Origin of the sequence: Roseivirga spongicola, assembly GCF_034376045.1 — a bacterium.
Taxonomy (GTDB): Bacteria; Bacteroidota; Bacteroidia; order Cytophagales; family Cyclobacteriaceae; genus Roseivirga; species Roseivirga spongicola.
The window spans coordinates 1,730,662-1,756,683 of record NZ_CP139724.1 but is presented as its reverse complement, the minus strand read 5'-3'; the positions used below and the strand labels follow the sequence as shown (position 1 = coordinate 1,756,683).

Annotated in this window: 21 protein-coding genes and 1 tRNA gene; 17 read left to right on the top strand and 5 right to left on the bottom strand. The window is 39.5% G+C overall.

Annotated features, from left to right (window positions below; all coding sequences use genetic code 11):
• Positions 1–13 precede the first annotated feature (13 nt).
• Positions 14–658, top strand: coding sequence for an FKBP-type peptidyl-prolyl cis-trans isomerase (locus T7867_RS07710; protein WP_084375584.1), 645 nt, complete (start codon positions 14–16; stop codon positions 656–658).
• Here the strand turns inward: T7867_RS07710 and T7867_RS07705 are convergent.
• Positions 638–1,516: an NUDIX domain-containing protein gene (locus T7867_RS07705; protein ID WP_068217596.1), complete on the bottom strand. Its 879-nt coding sequence runs from the start codon at positions 1,514–1,516 to the stop codon at positions 638–640. The two genes, T7867_RS07710 and T7867_RS07705, sit on opposite strands and share 21 nt — an antisense overlap.
• 64 nt (positions 1,517–1,580) lie before the next feature.
• Between T7867_RS07705 and T7867_RS07700 the strand changes: the two genes are divergently transcribed.
• A complete protein-coding gene (locus T7867_RS07700; protein ID WP_068217593.1) occupies positions 1,581–1,811 on the top strand; it encodes a hypothetical protein in 231 nt (76 codons plus the stop codon).
• Between the two features lie 7 nt (positions 1,812–1,818).
• Here T7867_RS07700 and T7867_RS07695 read toward each other — a convergent pair whose 3' ends face one another.
• The 4 genes from T7867_RS07695 to hflX all read right to left on the bottom strand — a co-directional run bounded on the left by T7867_RS07695 (position 1,819) and on the right by hflX (position 5,057).
• Positions 1,819–2,079 carry a hypothetical protein gene (locus T7867_RS07695; RefSeq protein ID WP_068217590.1) on the bottom strand — a complete coding sequence of 87 codons (261 nt, stop codon included), beginning with the start codon at positions 2,077–2,079 and terminating at the stop codon, positions 1,819–1,821.
• Between the two features lie 271 nt (positions 2,080–2,350).
• On the bottom strand, positions 2,351–3,475 hold the full coding sequence (locus T7867_RS07690; protein WP_068217588.1) for a Fic family protein: 1,125 nt from the start codon (positions 3,473–3,475) through the stop codon (positions 2,351–2,353).
• 229 nt (positions 3,476–3,704) lie between these two features.
• Positions 3,705–3,776, bottom strand: a tRNA-Arg gene (locus tag T7867_RS07685).
• Between the two features lie 84 nt (positions 3,777–3,860).
• Positions 3,861–5,057 carry a GTPase HflX gene (gene hflX, locus T7867_RS07680; protein WP_068217584.1) on the bottom strand — a complete coding sequence of 399 codons (1,197 nt, stop codon included), beginning with the start codon at positions 5,055–5,057 and terminating at the stop codon, positions 3,861–3,863.
• Positions 5,058–5,206: 149 nt separating this feature from the next.
• On the opposite strand from hflX, the gene rfbC reads away from it, so the two are divergent.
• From rfbC to T7867_RS07605, 15 genes are all read left to right on the top strand, one after another.
• Complete coding sequence (rfbC, locus tag T7867_RS07675; protein ID WP_068217581.1) at positions 5,207–5,752, top strand: dTDP-4-dehydrorhamnose 3,5-epimerase; 546 nt, start codon at positions 5,207–5,209, stop codon at positions 5,750–5,752.
• Entirely contained in the window at positions 5,749–6,489 is a 741-nt protein-coding gene (locus T7867_RS07670; RefSeq protein ID WP_089082266.1) for a tyrosine-protein phosphatase, read from the top strand. Before rfbC ends, T7867_RS07670 begins: the two co-directional genes overlap by 4 nt.
• A 4-nt stretch (positions 6,490–6,493) precedes the next feature.
• Positions 6,494–7,480 carry an SDR family NAD(P)-dependent oxidoreductase gene (locus T7867_RS07665; RefSeq protein ID WP_068217575.1) on the top strand — a complete coding sequence of 329 codons (987 nt, stop codon included), beginning with the start codon at positions 6,494–6,496 and terminating at the stop codon, positions 7,478–7,480.
• 103 nt (positions 7,481–7,583) lie between these two features.
• A complete protein-coding gene (locus T7867_RS07660; RefSeq protein WP_068217572.1) occupies positions 7,584–8,987 on the top strand; it encodes a tetratricopeptide repeat protein in 1,404 nt (467 codons plus the stop codon).
• On the top strand, positions 8,988–9,755 hold the full coding sequence (locus tag T7867_RS07655) for a phosphosulfolactate synthase (RefSeq protein ID WP_068217569.1): 768 nt from the start codon (positions 8,988–8,990) through the stop codon (positions 9,753–9,755).
• A 4-nt stretch (positions 9,756–9,759) separates the two neighbouring features.
• A complete protein-coding gene (locus tag T7867_RS07650) occupies positions 9,760–10,698 on the top strand; it encodes a DUF368 domain-containing protein (protein ID WP_288340716.1) in 939 nt (312 codons plus the stop codon).
• A gap of 1 nt (position 10,699) precedes the next feature.
• Positions 10,700–11,443, top strand: coding sequence for a shikimate dehydrogenase family protein (locus tag T7867_RS07645; protein ID WP_322300033.1), 744 nt, complete (start codon positions 10,700–10,702; stop codon positions 11,441–11,443).
• Between the two features lie 63 nt (positions 11,444–11,506).
• Positions 11,507–12,184, top strand: a complete 678-nt coding sequence (locus tag T7867_RS07640) for a hypothetical protein (RefSeq protein ID WP_322300032.1) — start codon at positions 11,507–11,509, stop codon at positions 12,182–12,184.
• An 87-nt stretch (positions 12,185–12,271) separates the two neighbouring features.
• Positions 12,272–14,296, top strand: a complete 2,025-nt coding sequence (gene uvrB, locus T7867_RS07635; RefSeq protein WP_322300031.1) for an excinuclease ABC subunit UvrB — start codon at positions 12,272–12,274, stop codon at positions 14,294–14,296.
• Positions 14,293–15,168, top strand: coding sequence for a hypothetical protein (locus T7867_RS07630; protein WP_068217555.1), 876 nt, complete (start codon positions 14,293–14,295; stop codon positions 15,166–15,168). The genes uvrB and T7867_RS07630 overlap by 4 nt, the downstream gene beginning before the upstream one ends.
• A gap of 107 nt (positions 15,169–15,275) precedes the next feature.
• Complete coding sequence (locus T7867_RS07625) at positions 15,276–16,040, top strand: hypothetical protein (RefSeq protein ID WP_068217552.1); 765 nt, start codon at positions 15,276–15,278, stop codon at positions 16,038–16,040.
• Positions 16,041–16,279: 239 nt separating this feature from the next.
• Positions 16,280–17,620 carry an ammonium transporter gene (locus T7867_RS07620; RefSeq protein WP_322300030.1) on the top strand — a complete coding sequence of 447 codons (1,341 nt, stop codon included), beginning with the start codon at positions 16,280–16,282 and terminating at the stop codon, positions 17,618–17,620.
• Between the two features lie 260 nt (positions 17,621–17,880).
• Positions 17,881–19,167: an OmpA family protein gene (locus T7867_RS07615; RefSeq protein WP_084375583.1), complete on the top strand. Its 1,287-nt coding sequence runs from the start codon at positions 17,881–17,883 to the stop codon at positions 19,165–19,167.
• A gap of 243 nt (positions 19,168–19,410) precedes the next feature.
• Positions 19,411–24,858: a T9SS type B sorting domain-containing protein gene (locus T7867_RS07610; protein ID WP_322300029.1), complete on the top strand. Its 5,448-nt coding sequence runs from the start codon at positions 19,411–19,413 to the stop codon at positions 24,856–24,858.
• Positions 24,855–25,973, top strand: a complete 1,119-nt coding sequence (locus T7867_RS07605; protein ID WP_322300028.1) for a PorP/SprF family type IX secretion system membrane protein — start codon at positions 24,855–24,857, stop codon at positions 25,971–25,973. The genes T7867_RS07610 and T7867_RS07605 overlap by 4 nt, the downstream gene beginning before the upstream one ends.
• Positions 25,974–26,022: the final 49 nt, after the last annotated feature.

Genomic DNA, 26,022 nt, shown 5'->3' with positions numbered 1-26,022 from the left:
TTTAGATTTGGAAATGCAACGATTCTTGACGCTCTCAATATTGATTATTTGCCTTATTCCAACCCTTTCTTTTGGCCAAAAAGTGGTAGAACGCTATGAAAACGGACAAAAAAAGTATCAGGGAAGAACCAAAGACAATGTGAATATTGGTACCCACACCTATTGGCATGAGAAGGGAGAAAAGTGCAAAGAAGAAAAATACAATGACTTGGGAGCACTTTTACGACTCAGAGAGTGGGATGAATCTGGTGAACTAACGAAAGACGAAAGACCAGAAGAAGCATTAGAAATTTTGAGAAGAGAGCAGTTCCAAAATATGCGATGGATTGCCAAAGATGGTATTAGCTTTCACAAGTTAAGAGGCAAAAACGATCTTCAGCAAAAGACAGATCACCAAAGATTAGTAATTCACTATGCTACCTACCTAGAAAATGGCAAAGAGATAGATAATACGTTCAGGAAGAAAGTACCATTACCTGTAGATATGATGGCCAGATCTCTCATTGAAGGCTTTATTCGCGGGCTTAGTTACTTTGAGCTCAAAGATAACGGGTACATAAAAGTTCCTTATGACTTGGCTTATGGTAAAGACGGTGCTACGGGAGTACCGGGCTACTCAACCATATATTTTCACGTCTTAGTTCTTCGAGCCGAGTAACTCTTTAACCAACAATTCTACTTGGTTTTTTAATGCGGGTAGCGCATCTACAGGCTCAGTAAAGTCAATATCATGAACTTGCCAGTATTCAATACTATTGGCAAATTCAGGATAGTCTTTCTCCATCATTGGCCTATGCTCCTCCTCATCCATAGCAATCACTCTCACGCCTGTCTCTAAGTGCCTCTGTTCTATTTGCTCAGGAAATTTCATTTTACCCAAAGGCAAACCTTCGCTTTCTAAGTAATGCAAAGTATGTGGGGAAACCATCCCTTCATTGCTCTTCATATAAGCTAGAAGGCCTTTGGAATCTGCAAGAGGCAACTTGCCTTCTGTGAGCAGGTTGAAGTAAATCTCACAGAATCGGCTTCGGTAATAATTACCCGTGCAAACAAACATCACAGAAGGCAATTGAAAGTTTAAGTCTGACGAAAGCCAATGGCTTAGGACTGCTAAGCTTTGTGAATCTATAATCTTCCCTTCTTTAATGAACTCCTTTACTTGTGGCTTGCTCAGCCATTCTATTTCATGTTCAGGAACACTAGTTTGCTCTAATACTTCCGCATAAAATACTGAGATCATCTCATTGGAGTAACCCACAGAAGGTTTTATACTTTGAAAGTGAAATGTATAACCTAATTCATAGCCAGTCTCTTCCCAAAACTCTCTTCTTGCGGCCTGTTCATGAGTTTCTCCAAGGTCACACACACCTCCTGGCACTTCATAAGTTTTGAATGGGAAACCGGGTCTTTCTAGATAAACCAGTAAAACCTTATCTTCTTTTATTCCTAGTACCGTACCTGAACCAGGGTGATCTATAATATGATGAAAATCTGAGCGAGCGATAAGTTTTGTCATGGAATGAAGCAAACTTTTAAGTGTCTAAAGAGTTGATTTCGTATACAACAAAGACGATTATAAGATGAAATACATAACTATATACCTTTTTAGCTTAATAACATCCAATAACATTGCGTTAAGCTTTTTGCCCCAGGGCTCACTCATTAAGCCTGATGACCCAGATGAAACCGACTTCCTTTCTAGTAACCCAAACCTTATTTGGGGCATTCTTATAGGTGTTTTCTTAATTACTTTTATTGGCTATCTCATTTACTCTTCTAAAAAGAAGAAAGAAAGAGAAGACAACAAATAACTGGCAGTCAGTTGGTAATGTAAATTCTAGCTTCTGAAAAGAGGTCATATACTGCAATAGTTGAGCTATGGCCTCCTGCTTCGCCCCAAAGGGGGTATTTGGCAATCTGACTTCGATTCTCTACATACTCAGGGTGATAGTCGGCCTCAAGGTCGTCCCAAACCACTAGCATGTATTCATAGCTCATTTTGCTCTCTCTCCCGGCTTCTAACCAAGTTTCGAACAAGTCTTCACTAAGTGATTTAGGATATTCTTTGCTATCGAACATAAATTGATTTAGAGTAAAAGCTAAGGGCTCAAAAGTAAGAAAAGCCGAATGAATAAATTAAAAATAAACCCCGAAAGAGGATTTCGGGGTTATACACTTACACGCTAACTCATAAAGCTCTACTGAGCCTAACTGTATGAGGTTAATTGCTACAAGATCTTGTTAATCAGATAAATACTCAATACCCGATTGTGGGTATTCTCAGTTGAAAAGTAGTCTCGCTAGTTATTTTTAATAACTTATTGAATTACTGTAAAACAAAGTGACAAACTTAACGAAACAAATTAAGGTAGTCTTTGAAGAGATACGCTCTACCTCGTTGCCCCCCTGTGAATTCATTAAGTATTTCTAGCTCTTCCAAATCACTTATAAGCTTATAACAGGATGGCATTGAGATACCTGTTATCTCTTTGACAATCTCAGCATTGAGATATGGCTTCTTATACAGATAATTCAGTACCTTTTGGCCGTTAGCCGCCCTACTTCCGAGTGACTGAACTTTTGCCTCTGCAGTTTTCTGTAGTTTTAATACCTGATCAAAAGTATCTATTCCATTCTTGGCTGTCTCAATTACTCCAACCAAGAAGAATTTCATCCATTGAGTTATATCATTGGTATCCCTCACTACTGTAAGGTTATCATAGTACAACTTCCTGTTTTTCTCAAAAAAGTCAGATAAATATAGAATTGGCCTTTTTAGTATTCCTCTACTTACCAAGTATAGTGGTATCATTAGCCTCCCCACCCTTCCATTACCATCGAGAAATGGGTGAATGGTTTCAAACTGATAGTGAACTAAGCCTATCTTCATTAATTCTGGAAAGTAAACTTCTTCATTATGGAGAAAACTCTCTATATCTCCCATGAACTCTGGAACCGTCTGGTGAGTAGGGGGAATGAAAGTAGCATCATTAATACTAGCTCCTCCAATCCAATTTTGGCTGGTCCTAAACTCCCCAGGAAGCTTTTGTTCACCCCTTACCCCTTGTAAAAGAATTTTATGAGTATTTCTTATTAACCTAGACGAAAATGGCAAATTATCCAATTCGGCTATAGCCCAATTCATTGCTTCTGAATAGTTTTGGACTTCCTCCCAATCATCACGTTTATCCAGCGGAACATCCTCTTTTTCTAAAAGAGCTTCTTCAATATTAGTCTGTGTACCTTCAATTTTGCTACTCTGAGTGGCCTCTTTTAGTACATGCATGCTTATAAACAAGTCTATATTGGGGACATACTCAGAATACATATCTAAGCGCCCTAATTGCCGATCAGCTTTACTTAAAAGACTAACAAGCTCCATGTCTTCAATCTGCCATTCTCTATTAATCGGATTGGGTTGGAAGCTCTTATAATAGCCTTGATTTACATATGTACCAGCTTTGAATTCCTTCATTAAGTAAACTTAAATAAAAACATCCTTATTTAAGATTTTCGGCAAAAACTTAAATAAGCCCTGGCACTAATTAAAATTCTTCCGACTTTCTTAAATACGCCCTTAATTTCCTCCATACAGAATCATCGCAAACGTTCGGGCGAACGTAGCAGATAGCGTTCATCTTAACCCCAAACAATGGCTAAAGCAAAAACACTGTTTAGGAGTGGAATGATTGAAACACGAAAAGTAGCCCCGCTAGGAATCGAACCTAGATCTAAAGTTTAGGAAACTTCTATTCTATCCATTGAACTACGGGGCCATGCTTGTTTGCTACACACTATCCTACCGATGCCTCGGGAGATGTTTAAAACCAAAAAAACGATTCAGTTTTTAGCAATCAAGACTAATAATGGGAATCATTTAAATAGTTTGGAAAGATAGTAAAGTGACGCTTTTTCACCTTTTCCATCAACACTTCTTTAAACTCCTCCATATTGGTTTTGTTAGTAGCTGAGATAAATACTGAAGAGTCCTCCCCCTTTCCGATGTAAGTATTTTTCAGTTCATCTAAAGTAGGTGGCGGATTGTTCATTTCTTCGCGCACTTCCTCATCTACAATCTTCAATTGATCTATCTTATTGAAAACTAAGATCGTTGGCTTATCGGTAGCACCAATATCAATCAAAGTCTGATTAACCGTGGCCATCTGATCTTCAAAGTTAGGATGCGAAACATCAACAACATGTAAAAGAATATCAGACTCCAAAACTTCTGCCAGCGTAGACTTAAACGACTCAATTAGGTGAGTAGGTAGCTTTCTAATAAAGCCAACAGTATCTGAGAGCAAGAACGGTATTTGGTCTAGCACCACTTTTCTGACAGTAGAATCTACCGTTGCAAACAGCTTGTCTTCTGCTAAAACATCGGCCTTTGTAAGTAATCGCATCAAAGTAGACTTCCCAACGTTAGTATATCCAACTAAAGCCACCCTAACTATTGTACCTCTAGACTTACGCTGAACCGCATTTTGCTTTTCAATCTTCTCTAGCTTACCTTTTAAAACAGTGATCTGATTCCTAATGGCTCTTCTATCTGTTTCAATTTCTTTTTCACCAGCTCCACCACGAGTTCCAGTACCTCCACGCTGACGTTCAAGGTGCGTCCACATGCGTGTAAGCCTCGGAAGCAGATAAGCTGATCTGGCCAATTCTACCTGAGTTTTAGCCTGAGCTGTTTGAGCACGCTTCAAGAAAATATCTAGTATCAATAAACTTCGGTCGTAAATCTTAACCTTCAGTTCCTTTTCAAGATTTCTAAGTTGAGAAGGAGAAAGGTCATCATCAAAAATGATTACCTCAATTTCTTCTGCCTTAATATAGGTTTGAATCTCCTCAAGCTTTCCTTTTCCTACAAAAGAACGAACATCTGGCTTGTCCATCTTTTGAGTGAAAGACTTTACCACATTCAACCCCATGGTTTCAGCCAAGAAAGCCAATTCATCCAAATACTCAACCACCGTGTCTTCTGGTTGCTCACGGTTAACCAGAGCCACTAGTACGGCTCTGTCATCTTCTTTCGGTGTTGTTTCGAATCCTCCCATAAATAGCTAGCAAGTTACCATTTATCGCATCATTTGTAAAACAGGTCTTATAATTAGGTCATTTATCGAAGATTTACTGATGTTTAAAAAATTGGAAATAGCTTTGCTGCTATTCAATCGAGAATGAACATATTTGAAACTACAAGGCTATGAAGGTAATAGAGACAGGATTTGATGGCTTATATGAATTGGAGCCAAAAGTTTTTGGAGACCAAAGAGGATATTTTTTTGAATCTTACCGAAGAGAGCTTTATCAGGAACTCGGTATTCAAGAAGATTTCGTTCAAGACAATGAGTCATTCTCTGTAAAGGGAACCTTAAGAGGACTGCATTATCAGCAGACACCACACGCTCAGGCTAAGCTAGTAAGAGTAGTTAAAGGCAAGGTCTTAGATATAGCATTAGACATTCGCAAAGATTCTCCTACCTTTGGCAAACACCACACTGTGTTACTAGAGGCCGAAAGGCATAATATGTTCTTAGTGCCTGCCGGTTTTGCCCATGGCTTTGTAGCCTTAGAAGACTCCGTGTTTTTCTACAAATGCTCAAACTATTACAACAAAGAATCTGAAGGTGGAATTCTCTGGAACGATCCTGCTCTAAATATTGATTGGGGAATAGAGAATCCAATAGTTTCTGAAAAGGATCAGGTTTTACCTACCTTTGCCTCTTATAAAGAGAAACCCGCATTTTGAGCATCTTTTCTTTCTTTAAAGGAAATAAAAATTCAGCCCCAGATATAGGATATCTCCAAACAGATATCCATTCTCACCTCATTCCTAATATCGATGATGGTATTCAATCTATTGAAGAGGGCATCTCTATTCTTAGGGAAATGGAATCTTTGGGTTATACTAAGGTTATTACATCACCTCACACCATGTGGGGCACCTATGATAACACTGCAGAAACCATTCTCTCTGGGTTAAAGCAAATGCAGGAAGCCATTTTAGAAGAAGGCATCAACATAGAATTACAAGCTGCAAGTGAATATTATTTAGACGAACACTTTATGCAGCGTATTCACTCAGACGAAGAACTACTTACGTTCGGTCAAAACCACATTTTGGTTGAAACAGGTTTTATCAATGAACCGCCTGAATTAAAAGAAGCAAGTTTCCACCTAACTATGAAGGGGTATAAAATGGTTTATGCTCACCCTGAGAGGTATCTTTACCTGCTGGAAAAACCTTCGCTAATTGAGGAACTTTTAGACCGTAATATCATTTTTCAACTTAATGCGGTTTCATTAACAGGTTGCTATTCAAAACCTGTTCAGAAATTAGCGGAGAAATTGATAGATATGAAGGCTATTAAGCTGGTTGGTACAGATTGCCATAACATGGGACATATTAACCTGCTTAAAGAAGCAACGACAACTAAGTATTGGAAAAAGCTTTTAGATCTGGAGCTGTTGAATAATCAGTTATAGTAGAATGAAAGTATTTGTTACCGGAGCTACCGGTTTGCTAGGAAGTTTCATATGTAGAGAGCTTCTTGACAGAAATCATCAAGTTAAGGCTGTTAAAAGAAACTCTAGCAAAATGGATTTGTTAGAGGGTATTGCCGACCAAATAGAATGGGTTATTGGCGATATGAACGACACCGCTTTTTTAGAAGAAGCCTTAGTTGGAATAGATGCTGTAATTCATGGCGCTGCCATTATCTCATTTGATAAGAGATATGTGAATAAAATGTATGAAACCAATGTTCTAGGTACGGCAGACTTGGTAAACACCTGTCTTAAACTCGGAATAAAAGACTTTATACACATCAGCTCGGTAGCAGCCATTGGCAGAAAGGCTGGTCAGAAAAAGATTACAGAAAAAGACCGATGGGAAGACTCCAAATACGACTCCATCTATGCTAACTCAAAACATGCTCAAGAGCTTGAAGTATGGAGAGGCGCTCAAGAGGGGTTAAAAGTCAAAATACTGAATCCATCGGTTGTTCTTGGCCCAGGAATTTGGGGACAAGGGGGTAGTACCTCAGTATTTGAGTATGCTTATAAGGAAAGAAGCTTCCATCCAGAAGGAAACACCAACTTTGTAGACGTGCGAGACGTAGCAGAAATAGCTGTAAAGCTGATGGAATCGGACATTAAGGGAGAGCGCTTTATAGTAAGTGCTGGCTCTTTACCATACAAGCAGTTCTTCCAAACCTTGGCCAACGCATTTGGAAAAAAGGCGCCAACAAAAACAGTTCAGCCTTGGATGCTTAAACTTGTAGTTGCTTTAGAATTTCTCCGATCTAGAATAACCGGCAAAGAGGCACTTATCACTGCAGATACGGCTATTTTGAGTCGCACTAAATTTAACTTTGCCAATGATAAGGTAAGAAAGGCACTAAATTTCGAATTTCGCAGTTTAGAAGAGTCGGCCAATTGGACAGCAGCAGAGTTAAAAAACCGTTACAACCTGTAAATCAACTGATTGAAAATATCTAACATGTATTCAATTAATTTTTACTAAAACCAAGTGGTTTTAATGTTGGCTAATTCGTATTTTAAGAAAACCGATTGACGTAATGCAGGAAGACTATCCGAGTAGAGAAGAAGAACGTGGGTTGATCAGTAAGTTTGAAGAGCTTCTCAAAAACAAAGGTTTTCATTTCTTCGACCTAGAAGAATACGAAACTATTATTCATTACTATCTAGACCGTTTACAGTTTGGCAAAGGGCTTAAGGCCTGTAGAATGGCGCTCGACCAATACCCATTTAGCTTAGAGATCAGCATATTGACCTCTCAATGTTTGGTGGGAAAAGAAAAGTATGACGAAGCACTAAAGGTGATAGAAGAGGCAGAGAACCTTCACCCTAACGACCCTGAGTTATTGACAGTAAAGGGTAATATATTCTCAATTTTAGGCGAGTTTGAAAAGGCTGTTGAAATTTTACTCACCACACTAGAAGGAGCCGAAGACAAAGCTGAGGTTTATTATAACATCGGCCTCACTTATCAAACTAATGGCAAGTATGATACTGCCATAGATTACTATAAGCAAGCTATAGAAACAGACATCAACCACGAGTCGGCCCTGTATGAGTTGGCTTACTGTTTAGATGTTACCGGAAAACTAGAAGATAGTGTTTCCTATTATAAAGAATTCATAGACCGAGATCCTTATTCGACCTACGCATGGTACAATCTCGGAATAGTCTACAACAAGCTAGAAAAGTATGAAGACGCTGTAAAGGCCTATGACTTTGCGCTTGTCATTGACGATACATTCTCTTCAGCTTGGTTCAACCTAGGTAATTCTTACATGAATCTTGAGAAATATCAAGATGCTTTAGAAGCTTATAAAAACACCTTAACTAATGAAGGGCCTTCTTCTGAGGTCTACTGCTGTATTGGAGCTGCTTATGAAAAGATGGAGCAGTATGAGTATGGCATAAAATACTACAGAAAAGCTTCTAAAATAGACCAATTCTATGAAGATGCATGGTATGGTATAGGTTGCTGCCTTTCGGCTCAAGAAAAGTACTATGAGGCCATCCATTTCTTGAACAAGGCGCTTAAACTAGACCCTGAAAATACCAACTATTGGATGGCCATTGCCACCGCAGAATATAACATTGACAATATAGTTTCGGCCATTGAGGCATACCAAGAAGCAGCCATTTTAGAACCTACTAATAACGAAATTTGGCTCGATTGGTCATTTATTTTTTATGAGCAAGGCGAAATGAAAAAGGCCATAGAGCTCGCTGAGAGAGCTTTAGAGGAGATTCCAGACGATGCTGAGCTCATGTATAGGATGGTTGTATACCAAATCACGGCAGGACATTACCGCGAAGCCTTTACATATCTAGAAAATGCCTTAATTTTGGATTTTGAAAAACACGAAGTTCTCTTCGAATTTTTCCCTAAACTGGAAACGCAAAAAGCGTTATTCAAGATTATAGACCAATACAGAAGTAAGAATTAAATGCATTACTTTTTAACCGATGTGCCCGAAAGGACACAAAAGCCAAGAGACAAAGGATTTACTATGGCCATGGACAAAGGCCTTAGTGTTAGACAGGCAGAAGATTTCGTCAACGTTTGTGGCGAATATGTAGATATTGTAAAACTTGGCTGGGCCACTTCTTATGTGACCCCAAATTTAGATGCCAAACTGAATGTTTACAGAGAGGCGGGTATTCCTTTTTATTTCGGAGGAACACTCTTTGAAGCCTTTATAGTAAGAGATCAGTTTGATGATTACCGCAAGGTGCTAGACAAATATGAAATGCCATTTGCAGAAGTTTCTGATGGCTCAATAGAACTAGACCACGACAAAAAGTGCGAATACATTACCAAGCTTTCTGAACAGGTGACCGTACTTTCAGAAGTAGGCTCAAAAGACGCAGAAAAGATCATCCCTCCTTATAAGTGGATTGAGCTAATGCAAAAAGAGCTAGACGCTGGCGCCTGGAAGGTAATTGGTGAGGCACGTGAAAGTGGAAACGTTGGCTTATTCCGTTCTACTGGCGAAGTTCGTTCAGGACTGGTTCAAGAAATTCTAACTAAAATTCCTTTTGAGAAAATCATTTGGGAAGCTCCACAAAAAGCTCAACAAGTGTATTTCATTAAGCTAATGGGCTCTAATGTAAACCTTGGAAACATTGCTCCTGAAGAAGTAATTCCATTGGAAACACTTAGACTAGGCTTAAGAGGAGATACTTTCGATCACTTCCTAGGTCAGAAAGGATAATAACATGCGTAAGTTTATCGATTACTTTTTGCTCTACCTCAAAGGTATTGCCATGGGCAGTGCCGATGTTGTCCCTGGTGTTTCTGGAGGAACAATAGCCTTTATAACAGGCATATACGAGCAATTGCTGAATAGCATCAAAAGTGTCGATGCACAAGCGTTAAATTATCTGAGAAGGTTTGAATTTAAAGCCCTTTGGGAACACGTTAATGGAACATTTCTGCTAGTTCTTCTAGCAGGAATTGCCACTAGCGTAGTAACACTGGCTAAGGTAATTACGCACTTATTGGGCGAGTATCCAATTCCGGTGTGGTCTTTCTTCTTTGGGCTCATTGTCATTTCTGCCCTTATAATCTTAAGAGAAATAAAGAAGTGGAGTTTTGGGGTTATTATAGCTATTGTATTAGGAATAACAGCAGCTTACTTCATTACCTCATTAACACCAGCAGAAACACCAGACGCGAGCTGGTTTCTTTTCATAGCAGGTGCTGTAGCTATTTGTGCTATGATTCTACCCGGTATTTCTGGTGCATTTATTTTGCTTATGTTCGGTAAGTACGAGTATGTACTTACTGCAATTAAAGAGCTTAAAATTGCCGATATACTAATTTTTGGAGCGGGTTGCGTGGTTGGCCTTCTTAGCTTTGCAAGGGTCGTAAGCTGGTTATTCAATAAATATCATAATCTAACAGTTGGAGTATTATCAGGTTTCATGATTGGTTCGCTTTACAAGGTATGGCCATGGAAAAAGGCAGTGGAGACTTATGTAGATAGACATGGAGAAATTAAACCCCTTCACGAAGTGAACGTAATGCCAAATGAATACCTTGCCCAAACTGGTATTGAACCACAGTTTATTGAAGCACTTGGCTTCGCTGCAGGAGGCTTTCTACTTGTATTAGCAATAGATAGATTGGCAGCATACTTAAAACCAGAAAATTAACATGAAGCGATTTGGATTGATTGGCTACCCATTGGGTCATTCTTTCTCCAAAAAGTATTTCACTGAAAAATTTGAGAAAGAAGGGATTGAAGATTGCGAATACGAGCTTTATCCTCTAGAGGCTATCGATGAACTTCCAAACCTAATTAAATCTGAAAAGGGTTTAGTTGGCTTGAATGTTACCATTCCTTATAAAGAACAAGTCATTAAATTTCTGGATGAAGTTGACCCAAAAGCGGAAAGCATTGGGGCGGTTAACACTATAAAAGTTCAAGGCAAAAAACTTAAAGGATACAATACGGACTACCTTGGGTTTAAAGAATCTTTGGTGAAGTTTGTTGGGTCGAACCCAATGCCTGAAAAGGCACTTATTCTCGGGACTGGGGGAGCATCCAAAGCAGTAAAAGCTGCACTAGATGATCTTGGTATCGATTACCAATTCGTTTCGCGCAATCCTTCAGAAGGTGAATTGAGTTACGGAGCTCTCAATACTCATGACTCAATACTCAATACAGCGAAGCTAATCATCAACACCACTCCACTCGGTACAGCACCCAACACAGAAGCTTTGCCAGACCTGCCCTATCATCAACTTACGGAGCAGCATTACCTTTACGACTTGGTTTATAACCCACTAACTACTGCTTTTATACAGAAAGGAATTGAAGCCAGATGCTGGGTAAAGAACGGGTTAGAAATGCTCCACGGACAGGCTGAAGCCGCTTGGGAGATTTGGAATGGCTAGACTTGTATAGCTGTTTTTTTGGCATAATTATTTCTATATTCTGCTCATCTAAAAAACACACATATGAAAAAGCTATTGATTTCCGCCTGTTTATTGCTGTTTATTCTTACTGCTTCACAAGCCCAACATACATTTGAGCTAAATGTAAATTACGGTGTTGCCGGAAACTTTCAATTGGATTATGAACAGCCACAAAGCGAAGTTCCAGGCGGTTTCGTCTCCTTTTATAACAAGAACTTTTTGGGATCTATTGGCGGCATAGAATTTCAATGGAATATAAAAGATAGTAAGGCATCAATTGGCGTAAGTTATGATCGCGAATCGCACATTGGCGAAAAAAACTACAGCCAGTTAATAGGTAATGACACCTACCTTAAAATTATCGATTTCAAACTCCGTCACATCAACGAGATGTACAGCGTTTTTTATAAAAGAAGACTAAGTGAAAAACTACTATTAACTGGCGGTGCCTTTTTTGTTAACCCAAAAATGCAAGAGATTGAATACTTCACAAATGCCTTTATAAACAATACACAAACAATTGCCACACTCGTTTCCATACAAGAAAGAAATGGATCTAACTCAAACTTGGTGGATGCTGGATTCTTTATTGGGGCAGAATATTACTTTTATAAATCAGGCAATTTTCAGCTTGGCATTCAATCTCGTTTATTTCACACGACAAGTTTGGGGGAATTCGAATCTATTACGCTGACTCCAAAACTTAGATATACTTTCTAACAGTATATTCAAAGCAGAAAATATATCCTGCTTTTTATTTCCACAGTTAATAAACTCAAAGTTGATAATTGATGTTAGTTTTAATCTATGGACTTCAAAATCACTTCTGAGTTTGAGCCAACGGGTGATCAGCCCAAGGCTATTGAAAACCTAAAGGCTTCGATTGATGCGGGCGAACCGTATCAGGTATTGCTGGGTGCAACTGGTTCTGGTAAAACCTTTACCGTTGCCAACGTAATTCAACAGACTCAGCGCCCTACCCTGATTTTGAGCCATAACAAAACCTTGGCTGCTCAGCTTTATGGAGAGTTCAAACAGTTCTTTCCAGAAAATGCAGTAGAGTATTTCATCTCCTATTACGATTACTATCAGCCGGAAGCGTTTATCCCGAATAGCAACCTCTATATAGAGAAGGACCTTTCTATCAATGATGAGATTGAAAAGTTGAGATTGAGCGCCACCTCCTCTCTACTTACAGGAAGAAGAGATGTTATTGTGATTGCTTCTGTTTCCTGCATCTATGGTATTGGTAATCCAGATGAATTTGGAAAGAATGTAGTTCGTCTTCAAGTAGGTGATATTGTTCCGAGAAACCAGCTGTTGTTTGCCTTGGTAGACATTCTTTACAGCAGAACCGAAGCAGAATTTAAGCGGGGAACTTTTAGAGTTAAAGGTGATACCGTAGATATATTCATCGCATATGGAGACTTTGCTTATCGCATTTACTTCTGGGGAGATGAAATTGAAGCCATTCAGCAGATTGATCCTTCTACTGGAAAGAAAATCTCCGATGAAAAGATTATCACCATTTTCCCTGCCAACCTATTTGTAACCGGGAAAGATGTATTGCACACCGCCATCAAAGAGATTCAGGACGATCTGGTTCAGAGACTAGAGCAATACGAACAGGAAAGACGCTTCTTAGAAGCAAAACGATTGAAAGAGCGTACCGAATTCGATCTGGAAATGATGCGAGAACTGGGCTATTGTTCTGGAGTGGAGAACTACTCTCGCTACTTCGACAGGCGTCAAAAAGGGCAAAGACCTTTCTGCTTACTCGATTATTTTCCCGAAGACTACCTTTTGGTAATTGACGAAAGTCACGTTACAGTTCCACAAGTTAGAGCCATGTGGGGCGGTGATAGATCTAGAAAAGAAAATCTAGTAGAATACGGATTCAGGCTTCCTTCGGCACTAGATAATAGACCACTGAAGTTTGACGAATTCGAGGCACTAAGCAATCAGATCATATATGTTTCCGCAACGCCTGGAGATTATGAGCTAAGTAAAACGGAGGGTGAAGTGGTTGAGCAAATCATTCGACCTACCGGCCTTCTCGATCCAATTATTGACGTTCGCCCTAGCGCTAATCAGATCGATGATCTATTAGAAGAGATTGACGACAGAGTAAAGAAAGAAGAACGCGTTTTAGTAACCACTTTAACCAAAAGAATGGCCGAAGAGCTCACCAAGTATTTGGAAAGAGCCAATGTGAAAGTGCGTTATATTCACTCTGAAGTGAATCCACTAGACAGGGTTGAGATTTTACGAGAGTTAAGGCTGGGTGTCTTCGATGTACTTGTGGGAGTCAACTTACTTCGTGAAGGGCTAGACTTACCTGAAGTTTCACTAGTTGCGATTTTGGATGCCGATAAAGAAGGTTTCTTGAGAAATCAGCGTTCCTTAATTCAGACCATAGGACGGGCAGCCAGAAACGAAAATGGCCGTGTAATTATGTATGCGGATACAGTGACCAGATCGATGCAGGAGTCTATTGATGAAACCAATCGTAGACGAAGCATCCAAATGGCCTATAACGAGAAGCACGGAATTGTGCCTCGAACGGTTCGTAAATCTAAGGAGGCCATTATAAGCCAAACCAGTGTGGCCGACTCTAAAAAGAACAAGAAGAACTACTATGCCGAACCAGAAGAGCATTCTGTAGCGGCCGACCCAGTAGTAGCATACATGAGTAAGCCTGGCCTAGATAAGATGATCCAGAAAACGCAAAAGGCGATGGAAAAAGCAGCCAAAGAGCTAGATTTTATTGAGGCGGCCAGATTGAGAGACGAGTTGAATGAATTGAAGAGCTTATTGGAGAGCAAAAAATGATAAGGTTAATAAGCACACTCTTTGTATTCTTCCTATTCATACCCTCTGTTTACTGCCAAAGTTTTTGTCCAGATTATTCAGCAAAAGATGCTGAAGAGATCAAGAGAGAGTTAGGCCTTTTTGAACTTGAATTAATAAGCAACGGCTATTTAAAAGGAACAAAACCCAGTTACTTTATCGATTTCTATAAGGAATATGCCCCTACTGGTTTTGAAACGCTTCGAAGACAGGATAGACCTTACTTGGAAGAACATGTAACAAAACTAGTGCTCGGTCAATGTCAATACAAGATTGAAAGTGAGGAAGACCAGCAAAAATTGAAAGCATATTCGGACCGAATTAAAAACGAGTTTCCACCCATAGAGGGCGATATCTCTCCAAATAAAATCGCAACTGAGATCTCTAGACTCTTGAAAGTGCAAGACTTGAAAAAAGAGGTTATTAAAAGGTCTTACCTATTGAGCCTTTATGCCATTATTTGGTCGGAGGAAATGGAGTTAACTCTTTTGCCTCTACTTGAAGAAAGTGAGAATCCTCAAACTGAATTCTCAACTAAACTCATGATCAATGAAAAGGACGAATTCTTTGTAGACAATATTAAATCCGACTCAAGCTATTTAATCAATTATCTGATAGAGAAAATTGAAACTCATGGCAATGAACTAACAATCATATTAGAGGCAAACAGAAAGACTTCTTACAGCGCTTTTATAGAGGGCCTAGACCTTATAAATGCCGCTTTTAAAGATCGATTCAATGAATTAAGTAAAACAATCTACAACAAAGAGTTTGACGATTTATCCGAAGCCGAGCAAGCCGAATTAAAGGACAGCTTGAAGAAAAATGTAACAATAAAGAGCCCTAATAACTGATAGCTGTAAAGTTGAATCTTTCAGTATTCTAAACTCAAAAAATATTTCTCTTTAAACATGTGACCTTTCGAAACTCAAGCGTCAAATGCCTGAATTTTGAATTAAACATGAAGAATTACCTAATTATCTCTTTCGTAGCCATCATACTAATGGGCTGCAGCCAAGAGAAGCAAATGTTGGAAGCTGAAAATGCGACCTTAATAACCAAGCTAGACAGCGTTTCTGCTGAATTGGAGAGCACTCAAAAAGCCTCGGTTACCCTTATGAGTGCTATGAGTCTGATGGACTCTATCAACTTAAGTAGACAAATGATGAAGGTTACCTTGGAAAGCTCAGATCAACACGCTGACTTTTTAGCGCAGATGACAGATTTGAAGGCTTATGTTGAACAAACCGGCTTACAGATTAGTAAGCTAGAAAAAACAGTTAAGGAATCTAGAACAGCCCAAAGCGCTTATGCTCAAACCATAAAGACACTTAAGTCTGACCTTGAGAGCAGAAAAGCTGAAATTGCTTCTATGGAGACACAGCTAAAATCTGTTGAGGACAATAATCAAAAACTAGTTGTAATCAATAAATTGCAGTCTGAAACAATCAGCAGTCAAGACGCAGAAATTGCTGCCAAACTACTAGAGCTTGAAATGCTGAATCAGCAGATAACTGACTTAAGAGTAAACTTTAAGTTAAGTGAGGCCGATGCTTACTACACACAGGGCGAGGCTTACGCCTTGGCTGCACAAAGAACTAAGTTAGCTCCAGCAAAAAAGAAGACCAGTTATCAACAAGCCTTGACTGCTTATCAAAAGGCCTTGGATTTAGGTAAGGCAGAAGCCCAGCCAAAAATTGAGGCCATACAGGCTAGACTGAAATAGGTTTAGCCTTAAACTCTTTACAACGTCATTCTAGCAAGGTTGCTTTTTGCAACACGGGGTAATTGGACACACCAATCTCCCACTTGTTCAGAATGACGTTTTGTTTTACACCATTTTTCAATCGTTTTACTTCAAAATAGTTCTGATAAGGGTCATTTCACACCCAGTTTGATTTATATTTCATGTTTATAAGACAGAAACACTATTTTTTTCACCCCCATAAATCAAACTGACAAGAAATGAGTAAAAAATGGATTCCAAGTTTTGCCCTGCTAATAATAGTTGCACTAGTCTCTCTATTAGACACTAGCTCTTTAAATGGCTTAAATGACCCTAACATTAGCGGAGCAGACACAGCATGGATGTTAGCGGCTACAGGCTTGGTACTCTTGATGACTCCTGGCCTCTCTTTTTTCTATGGCGGTATGGTTAGCAGAAAAAATGTGATTTCTACCATGCTTCAAAGCTTCATCTGTATGGGGGTTATTACCTTAGTTTGGGTCTGTTTTGGGTTTAGCCTAGCTTTTGGAGACTCTATTGGTGGTTTTGTTGGTGATCCGCGAACTTTTGCCTTTTTCAAAGGAGTTGGTGCGGCTACTCAAGCGGAATTGGCTCCCACCATTCCATTTGTTCTATTTGCACTCTTTCAGATGAAGTTTGCTATTATTACTCCAGCCTTAATTACTGGTAGCTTTGCAGAGCGAGTAAGGTTCTCTAGCTTCTTATTCTTTATCATACTTTTCAGCATATTTATCTATAGCCCTTTGGCTCACATGACATGGCACCCCGAAGGATTCCTTAGAAAGTGGGGAGTATTAGACTTTGCAGGAGGAACGGTAGTTCACATGTCGGCCGGATTTGCAGCTATTGCAGCAGCTATAATTTTGGGTAAGCGAAAAACACACGGTACAGCTCACAAGCCATATAACGTACCATTTGTTTTACTCGGCACTGGGCTTCTTTGGTTCGGCTGGTTTGGTTTTAATGCAGGCTCCGCTCTAGGAGCTAATGGTGCCGCGGCAATGGCTTTTGCCACAACAACCGTAGCCTCTGCCGCAGCCATGCTAGCCTGGGTACTCTATGATGCATTTATGGGGCGAAAAATATCAGGAATGGGTGCATCTATTGGTGCTGTAGTCGGGCTAGTGGCCATAACTCCAGCCGCGGGCTTTGTAACTATAGGTCAAAGTGTGTTTATAGGTGTAGCCGCAGCCATTGTATCTAATATTGTAGTTTACTATAAAAACAAAACAGGCATAGATGACACCTTAGATGTTTTTCCTTGCCACGGAGTGGGTGGAATAGTAGGAATGATTCTTACAGGAGTATTTGCGCAAGAGGTTGGTCTTATCTATGGAGATACCAGCACATTCTTAAAACACTTGGCAGCCGTTTTCTTGGTGGGGGGCTTTACTTTTGGTCTATCATATCTATTCTTTAAACTAACCAATATGATAATACCAATGAGAGTAAATGATAGAGCGGAAGAATACGGTTTGGACATTACTCAACATGCAGAGAGTTTATCAAAAAGCACTACTCCAGAACAGATATCTGAAATGATAAAGGCTTCTAACTAGCAGAAATAACAACTATACTACTAACTATTTGTAGACCCCGCTATCGAAGTCTCGATAACGGGGTTTTTCATTCTTTATTGCTTGGTGCAGATTTTCAATCTGACGATTTCATTCTCGATATGAAGAATTGCGATATTCTATTTTATTATTTTTTTTACTATAAATATAACTTTGATTATCAAATAATTGATTTTTAGCCAATTTTCACAAGTGGCAAGGTCTTGGGCACTTAAGAAGGCAAAAACCAAAATTTGAAAATCATGAAAAAGATAATACTACTTACATTACTGCTAACCTGCACATCGTTAGTCATGGGTCAAACCAGCTGGGATAGGGTTAGGTATGAAGTTGGTGCAACCAACATGGGACTTGAACTAAGATATAATGACGGACTGTACAACTTCAGTGACGTTGAAAACTTTGGAGTAAAAGTGGGCGCTCATTATTACATTAATCCAAGTTTAAACACTTCTTTAACCTATTCAAGAGGTAAACTTAAGCACGAAAATGAATTTAGAGGAACAGTACAAGACGCGGTACTAAGATTAACCTACAAGTTCAATAACGGATATATAATGAAAGAAGATGCGGTATTTGCTCCGTTCTTATCTTCTGGATTTGGTGTAACTCACCTACAAGACCAAGAATTCTTCTTTTCAGAATTTGAAGGTTCTCACGCCATGGTACCATTTGTAGCTGGTTTCAATTTAAGAGTAAATGATAAAACCGACATTCTTACTCAAGCTGCATTCAACAACTCGATAGACGATACTTATAACTACATACAATATAATGTTGGTGTAAAATTCTCTCTTAAAAGAGACAAAGACTCAGATGGTGACGGTGTAATTGACAGAAAAGATCAGTGTCCTGACGTTGCTGGACCTTCTACTAACAACGGATGTCCTTTAGACGATGACGATAATGACGGTGTTCCTAACCTATATGATGCTTGTCCTACTGTACCTGGTACAATTGACGGATGTCCTGATGCTGACGGTGACCAAGTGCCAGATAAGTATGATGCTTGCCCTATGACTGCTGGTTCTCCTGAAACAGGTGGATGCCCAGATGCTGACGGTGACGGTGTAATTGATTCACAAGACCCATGTCCTGAAACTTACGGAACAATGAACGGATGTACTATGGAGCAGTTCAACAATATGTCTCCTGACTCTGAAGGATCAGTAAAAGTGAAACTTTTAGAAGCTGCTGAAAACATTCTTTTCGAATTAGATAAGTCTACTTTGACTGAAGGATCTTACGAACCATTGAATGACATTGTGAAAGTGTTGAAAGCTAACCCAGAAATTAAATTAGATATTAATGGTCATGCTGATAGCACTGGATCTGCAGAGTATAACCTAGCCTTATCAAGAGAAAGAGCTAACACTGTGAAGCAATACTTCATTAAGCAAGGTATTTCTGCCAATAGATTGATGTCAGAAGGTTATGGAGAGAGAGCTCCAAGAACTGACAACACTACATCAGGTGAAAGAGCCTTAAACAGAAGAGTTGATATTGACTTCGTAATCTCGAATAAATAATATAAATCTGGATTAGACTACTGAAAGTCCGCAGTTTACTGCGGGCTTTTTTTGTGATTTCAAACCTTACTTCTCAAACAAGTCTGCACACTCCACCTACAAGAAAAAAGTACCTTTTTAAATAAACACAATTCTCTTTCACACATAAAATAAATATGTTTACCCTCAAATTAATTACAATAAATACTCTTGAGGCATTCTCCATTGTTAGGCAAAACTCTCCTTGCGAAACACTTTCGCCAAATGGTATTGTTAACAATACTTTTCCTAACGTCTCCGCACTTTTCTTATAGTCAAGGAAAACCAGTCATTGTTAATGAGGTCATCAATAGCTGTATAGGCAATATCTCTATTGGAATAACCGATGGTGATGCTCCTTACACTTTTACTTGGACAGATAAAAATGGCATTATACTAACCACCAGTACTGATGATCCAAATGGGGCATCATCAATAGACAACCTATCTCCAGGAGATTATACTGTCGTTGTAACTGATAAAGATGGTGAAACTGATTCGAAAACTTGGAGAATCACAGACCCTCCTGGTCTGACAAATACATATAACCTAATAGATGTTGCTTGTTGGGGAGATAAAACCGGGAGAATTGATGTAAACATGACCAATGGTGTATTTCCTTTCACTTGGGAAATTAATGGTACTAATTATTCTAATTCAGGAGTTTCTACTCAAAAAAACTTTGAAGTAACCACCCTCGCTGCAGATAATTATATTCTAGATATTACCGATTTTTTTGGATGTACAGGACAAATCAACTTTACTATCTCCGAACCCCCTACTCCTGTATCTATCAATGTACTAAGTGAAAACGACCCATTATGTAATGGTGATAGCACTGGAAATATCTCTGTTCAAGCTGTCGGTGGTACGGTAGGAGCCATAGGCTATACTTATTCTTGGTCATTAAGAAATTCCCCAGGAACTGAAATTGCCAACACACCCCAATTAAACAATGTACCCGCTGGGCGCTACAGAGTAAGAGTGACAGATGAAAACGGGTGCAGTACATTTCAAGATTTTACCCTAGAAAACCCCGATCAATTAGTTATTACCAATTCTTCCATCGTAAATGCAAGCTGCCTGGGTTCTTCCGATGGTTCTATAGATGTAACCGTAGAAGGAGGAACAGGAATACTATCTTATAGTTGGGATAGTGGAGAAAATACAGAAGATATCTCCAACCTAAGTGCTGGAGCCTACACCCTCACTGTCACCGACCAAAACGGTTGTACGATTCAAGAAACCTATACAATAACAGAGCCTAGTGCTATTGTAGCCGTAGAAACTATCTCGAACATTAACTGTAGAGGAGAAAACTCCGGAAGAATTAACCTATCCGTAACTGGGGGAAGTGGTGGTTATTCGTATAGCTGGACAGATGGCCCAACGAGTCAAAACCGTACCAATCTAGTTGCTGGCAGCTATGAAGTAACCATTACGGATGCCGCAGGTTGTGACATATCTGCCATATATAACATCACAGAACCCAATGATGGGCTCAACAATGATGGATTTGTACAAAACAGCCCAACGTGTTTTGGAGGAAATGATGGCTCTCTTTCTATAAATGTTTCCGGGGGAGTTTCTCCATACACATACCAATGGAGCAACAATGAAACTACCCAAGCTATTTCTAACCTTATATCTGGTGATTATCAGGTAATAATTACTGATGCCAACGGCTGCACCATTACCGCAAATGTAACATTAGCCGACCCTGTAGCTATCTCCGCCAGCCCTACAAAGACACTCCCTTCATGCCCTGGAAATTCTGACGGAAGCATAAGCATTGCCCCAGTTAATGGTGATGGCCCATACAATTTTTTATGGGATAGTGGCGAAACAACTGCAACCATAGAAAATCTTTCTGCTGGAACATACAGTGTTACAATCACTGATTCTAAAGGGTGCCAAATAGTAGAAAGTATTGAGTTGGAAGACCCCGCTGCTATTGATGGAAATGCAACAGTTAATAATGTTAGCTGTAACGGAGAAAGTGATGGATCAATACAGCTTAATACAACAGGAGGCACTGGAAGCTATACGTATTTATGGATCTCTGGAGAAACAACGGACAACATAATAAACCTTTCACCAGGCAATTATGAGGTGACAATAACAGACACCAATGGCTGTACTTTTTCAAAAAGCTATACAATCACCGAACCTGATATTCTGGAGCTGAACTATACCAAAACTGATGTTCTTTGCTTTGGAGAAGCAACAGGATATGTGGATATAAATATAAAGGGAGGGACAACTCCTTATAGCTTTGCATGGGATAACGGAATCACTACCGAAGATCTAACAAATATTACCGCTGGTAACTATACTGTAGATGTAACAGACGCCAATGGCTGTACAATTTCTCAAACCATCCAAATTGAACAACCCAATGCCCCTATTGCTGTTACTGAAAACATAGTAAATATCTCTTGCAATGGAGATAATACTGGCTCGATCGCTTTAGAAGTATCTGGTGGAAGAGGCCCGTATGATTACAGTTGGAGCAATGGAAGTACAAACAGAGACATAAATCAATTAACATCAGGAGATTACGAGGTCACTATCACCGATGCAAATGGGTGTTCACTAGTTGAGACGTATACTATTTCGGCTCCAAATTCATTAACTATTACCCCCAACATTACAAATAACTCATGTTTTGGGGAAAGTAATGGAGCAATTGATCTCAACATAAGCGGAGGCACTGGACCTTACACAATCAATTGGGCCAATGGAGAATCAACAGAAGATTTAGCAAACCTTGTTTCAGGCACCTATAGTGTCACGGTAAGTGATGCCAATGGATGCAGCATAAATTCAGATTTCACCATTACAGAGCCAACTGAACTTACTATTGTAGGCACAGCTAGTGGTGTTAGTTGCTTTGGCAATAGAGATGGTGAAATTCAAATAGAGGTGTCTGGTGGCGTGGCGCCATACACCTATCAATGGTCAAATGGCAGCACCAATAAAGACTTGACTAACTTGGATGGTGGGGATTATATCTTGACTGTGACGGATGCCAACGGCTGTCAAACAGTGGAAACTATTACAGTACCAGCACCCACTGAACAATTATCGGCAATAGGAACTACAACAGATGTTGCCTGTAGTGGAGGAAGTAGTGGAGAAGTGATTCTCAACGTTACTGGGGGCACGGAGCCATATAGTTATGTATGGAGTAACAACAGCAGGTTAAAAGACCTAAAGAATGTTCCTCCTGGAGATTATGATGTAACTATAACAGACGCTAACAATTGTACTTTTTCAGCATCATTCAATTTATCTGAATCCACTCCCCTCTCGGCCTCCATAACCCCAAATGAACCTACTTGTTTTGGAGACTCCAACGGAAGCATACTTCTGGATGTCACCGGAGGAACAGCCCCTTACACTTACGTCTGGAGCAATGGAAGTACAAGCAAAGATCAATTCAACCTAAGTAGTGTTCAATATACAGTAACCATTAGAGATGCCAACAATTGCACATTGACCCAATCTATAGATCTAGCTGGCAATAGAGGACTAGATGTCTCAATAAACAAAACAGATATTGACTGCAAGGGACAGTCGTCTGGAGCGGTTTCGCTTGATGTATTTGGAGGATCTAGCAACTTCAGTTACTTATGGAATAACGGAGCAACCACCAGAACCATTAGCGGACTCTCTGCGGGAGTCTATGAGTGCACAATTACTGACAATGAAGGGTGCGACAACACCGTAACCGTGGTAATAGCTGAACCTTCACAAAACTTGGGTGCTGAAATTGAATACACTGATAAGCTTACTTGCTTTAATGGTAACGATGGTCTGGCAAGTGTAACTCCTAGTGGTGGCACCGCACCATACAACTACCTTTGGAGTACTGGTGAAAGAAGCCAGAGCATCAACAACCTTGTTGCAGGAAACCACAATGTAATTGTCACCGATGCAAATGGCTGTACCTATCAAGAGAATTTTACCATCACAGAACCAGATTCGCCAATCACCATAACCTCAACAGGGAAGCTAATGCTAGACTGCCAAGGAGATATGGACGGAACTATTAATACAACCATATCTGGAGGAGAAGGTCCTTATAACATACTATGGAGCAACGGGGCTTCGAGCAGCAACCTAACCAATCTAAGTGCAGGAGACTATATTCTTCGGGTTACCGACAACAGAGGTTGTGTTCATGAAGAGTTAATCACGATCAATGAACCTGAGACTCTAGAGGTGGTTAGTTTCAATGTTAATGACACTCAGTGCTATGATGACAGAACAGGCTCAATAGAGATTGAAGTTGCAGGAGGAACCGAACCTTATACTTATTTATGGAGTAATGGCTCAACCTCCAAGAACTTAATAGGTGTGGGAGCTGGCAATTATAACGTACTCATAACCGACAACCACGGCTGCACCCACGAGAAACACTTTCAATTAGGCAGCGCCCCAATTTTCGAGTTGAACCCTACCCTATCTCCAATAAGTTGCACTGGCGCAAATGATGCGTCCATATCCCTTAACATAACAGGAGGCTCAGCTCCTTATAGCATTAACTGGAATAATGGTGACGTTAATGAAGCAATTAATGGACTCAGCCCTGGTCTCTATGAAGTAGACATAGTCGATTCCAATGGATGTAGTTTAAACCAAACTTTCAATATTGTTGAACCCTTACCTCTTACTGTCGATGCCACTGTTGAAAATGCCAATGCATGTGATAATCCAGAAAGTGGATCAATTGCTTTAATTGTTTCAGGAGGCACAAAACCATATGAATACGAATGGTCGAATGGGATGACCTCACCTACCCTAACAAATATAACTGCAGGTCAATATGTTGTAACAGTAACGGATAGTTTTGAGTGCTCCTTTCAAAAAGTCTTCACCATAACACAACCACCTCCCTTAAGTATTGAATTGACTCCAGAATTAATTATAGATTGTGAAGCGCAGTCAGCTAGCGCAAAGATTGAAGCTAAGGTTAAAGGAGGGTTTGGCAATTACGAATACTATTGGAATAGAGGCAACAGTAGTACCTCAACTGTAGAAACAACAAGCAATGGTAGACTATCACTACTTATCACAGATGAACGTGGATGCCAAAGACAGGAAGAGATAGATATTGAACTACCCGGGTTCGGAAAAGCCGATTTCTCTTTTACCTCTGAATCACTAGAAAAGTATGATTCACTAGCAATAAATGACCCCATCTTCTTCAATGACAACTCAGGTGACAATATTGTAGAATGGGCATGGGATTTCGGAGATGAATTCAACTCTAACGAGAGAAACCCTCAACACACCTATGTATCACCAAATAATTACTCCATAAGACTAACAACAAAAGATAAAGCTGGTTGCATTACCGAAGCAATTAGGAATATAGAAATCCTCCAGGGCTACAGGCTTATGATTCCTAATGCTTTTCGCCCTGATGATGATGGCCTAAATGACTTCTTTAAGCCAAAATTTGTCGGTTTCAGAGAAATCAGTTTTCAGATTTTTAATAAATGGGGCGAGTTGATTTATAGTACTTCTGATCTACTAACAAACGGCTGGGATGGAACTATAAATGGAAGGCCTGCGCCCAACGGCAATTATGCCTATACCTTTTCGGGTATAACCTTTAACGGAGTATCAGAAAATAGAACAGGGGTCTTGGGATTGTTACGATGAAGAAAATACTAAATAAAGTAATTCGACCTACATTTGTTATCAGGAGTATTCTAATAACCACCTGTATGGCTGGCCTTTTTTCAACTCTTAAAGCTCAAGACCCTCATTTTTCTCAGTTCTATTCAGCCCCCATCTATATAAACCCAGCACTAGCAGGACAAAATGGGAAAGGCAGTTTGAACCTTAATTCCAGACAACAATGGACAAACCTTAATAGCACCTTATTTTCAAACTCATTATCTGCCGATCACTTTTTACCTAAGTACAATAGTAGTATAGGAGTAATACTCAATTATCATCAAGAAGACTTATTAAATTTAATCTCATTTGACATTGGAACAGTTTATTCCTACAGTTTAAAGATTAATGAAACTCTCAATTTCAGAGCAGGCCTCCAAGCGTCATACTTTGTAAGGGATGCAAACTTTAGCAATCTTATTTTTGGTGATCAACTAGATATAACTACAGGAACAACCAACCCTAACTCTCAAGAAAACTTAGAAGGGATCGATAAAAAGATAGGGAATGTTAGCTTTTCCACAGGTGGTATGCTTTATAGAAAGAAGCACAGACGTAGAAATAGGAACATTGGAGCTAATCAAGGTGATTGGTGGGTAGGCACTGCTTTTCACCATATAAATGAACCAAATCAGTCAATAATAGAAAATGGAAATGACGATTTAAGTCTAAAAATGGCTATTCAGACAGGGATAGTTTTATCATCGAAGAAAGGTCCTAGCGATGCCAGAACTACAGCTTCAGATTATTTAGAAAGGTCATGGACTTTCATTGCCAATTGGAAAAAACAAAGAAACTTTTCGCAACTAGACTTAGGCCTACAATATTTCTGGGAGCCAATCCTGCTTGGAATTAATTATAGAGGAATGCCCACAAAGAATTTAGAAGGCATTACCAATCAAGAGTCACTAATCTTAATTGTAGGAGTAGACTTATCCTTAAACACAACAGTGGGGTTTAGTCATGACTTTCCAATATCAAAATTAAGTGGAGAATCTGGCGGATCGAGTGAAATTTCTCTAAGCTTGGCTTTCAGCCTTTCATCAAAGCCCAGTAGAAAACGAGTTAAAACAGAAAGGGTATGTGCTAAAAGATAAAAAACCCCAACCTATTCGGCAGGGGTTTCAACTCTTATTTAAGCGGGGA

Coding starts and splice junctions, on each gene's coding strand:
- T7867_RS07710 (WP_084375584.1), top strand. CDS start 14: ATGCAACGATTCTTGACGCTCTCAATATTGATTATTTGCCTTATTCCA.
- T7867_RS07705 (WP_068217596.1), bottom strand. CDS start 1,516: ATGACAAAACTTATCGCTCGCTCAGATTTTCATCATATTATAGATCAC.
- T7867_RS07700 (WP_068217593.1), top strand. CDS start 1,581: ATGAAATACATAACTATATACCTTTTTAGCTTAATAACATCCAATAAC.
- T7867_RS07695 (WP_068217590.1), bottom strand. CDS start 2,079: ATGTTCGATAGCAAAGAATATCCTAAATCACTTAGTGAAGACTTGTTC.
- T7867_RS07690 (WP_068217588.1), bottom strand. CDS start 3,475: ATGAAGGAATTCAAAGCTGGTACATATGTAAATCAAGGCTATTATAAG.
- hflX (WP_068217584.1), bottom strand. CDS start 5,057: ATGGGAGGATTCGAAACAACACCGAAAGAAGATGACAGAGCCGTACTA.
- rfbC (WP_068217581.1), top strand. CDS start 5,207: ATGAAGGTAATAGAGACAGGATTTGATGGCTTATATGAATTGGAGCCA.
- T7867_RS07665 (WP_068217575.1), top strand. CDS start 6,494: ATGAAAGTATTTGTTACCGGAGCTACCGGTTTGCTAGGAAGTTTCATA.
- T7867_RS07660 (WP_068217572.1), top strand. CDS start 7,584: ATGCAGGAAGACTATCCGAGTAGAGAAGAAGAACGTGGGTTGATCAGT.
- T7867_RS07655 (WP_068217569.1), top strand. CDS start 8,988: ATGCATTACTTTTTAACCGATGTGCCCGAAAGGACACAAAAGCCAAGA.
- T7867_RS07650 (WP_288340716.1), top strand. CDS start 9,760: ATGCGTAAGTTTATCGATTACTTTTTGCTCTACCTCAAAGGTATTGCC.
- T7867_RS07645 (WP_322300033.1), top strand. CDS start 10,700: ATGAAGCGATTTGGATTGATTGGCTACCCATTGGGTCATTCTTTCTCC.
- T7867_RS07640 (WP_322300032.1), top strand. CDS start 11,507: ATGAAAAAGCTATTGATTTCCGCCTGTTTATTGCTGTTTATTCTTACT.
- uvrB (WP_322300031.1), top strand. CDS start 12,272: ATGGACTTCAAAATCACTTCTGAGTTTGAGCCAACGGGTGATCAGCCC.
- T7867_RS07630 (WP_068217555.1), top strand. CDS start 14,293: ATGATAAGGTTAATAAGCACACTCTTTGTATTCTTCCTATTCATACCC.
- T7867_RS07625 (WP_068217552.1), top strand. CDS start 15,276: ATGAAGAATTACCTAATTATCTCTTTCGTAGCCATCATACTAATGGGC.
- T7867_RS07620 (WP_322300030.1), top strand. CDS start 16,280: ATGAGTAAAAAATGGATTCCAAGTTTTGCCCTGCTAATAATAGTTGCA.
- T7867_RS07615 (WP_084375583.1), top strand. CDS start 17,881: ATGAAAAAGATAATACTACTTACATTACTGCTAACCTGCACATCGTTA.
- T7867_RS07610 (WP_322300029.1), top strand. CDS start 19,411: ATGGTATTGTTAACAATACTTTTCCTAACGTCTCCGCACTTTTCTTAT.
- T7867_RS07605 (WP_322300028.1), top strand. CDS start 24,855: ATGAAGAAAATACTAAATAAAGTAATTCGACCTACATTTGTTATCAGG.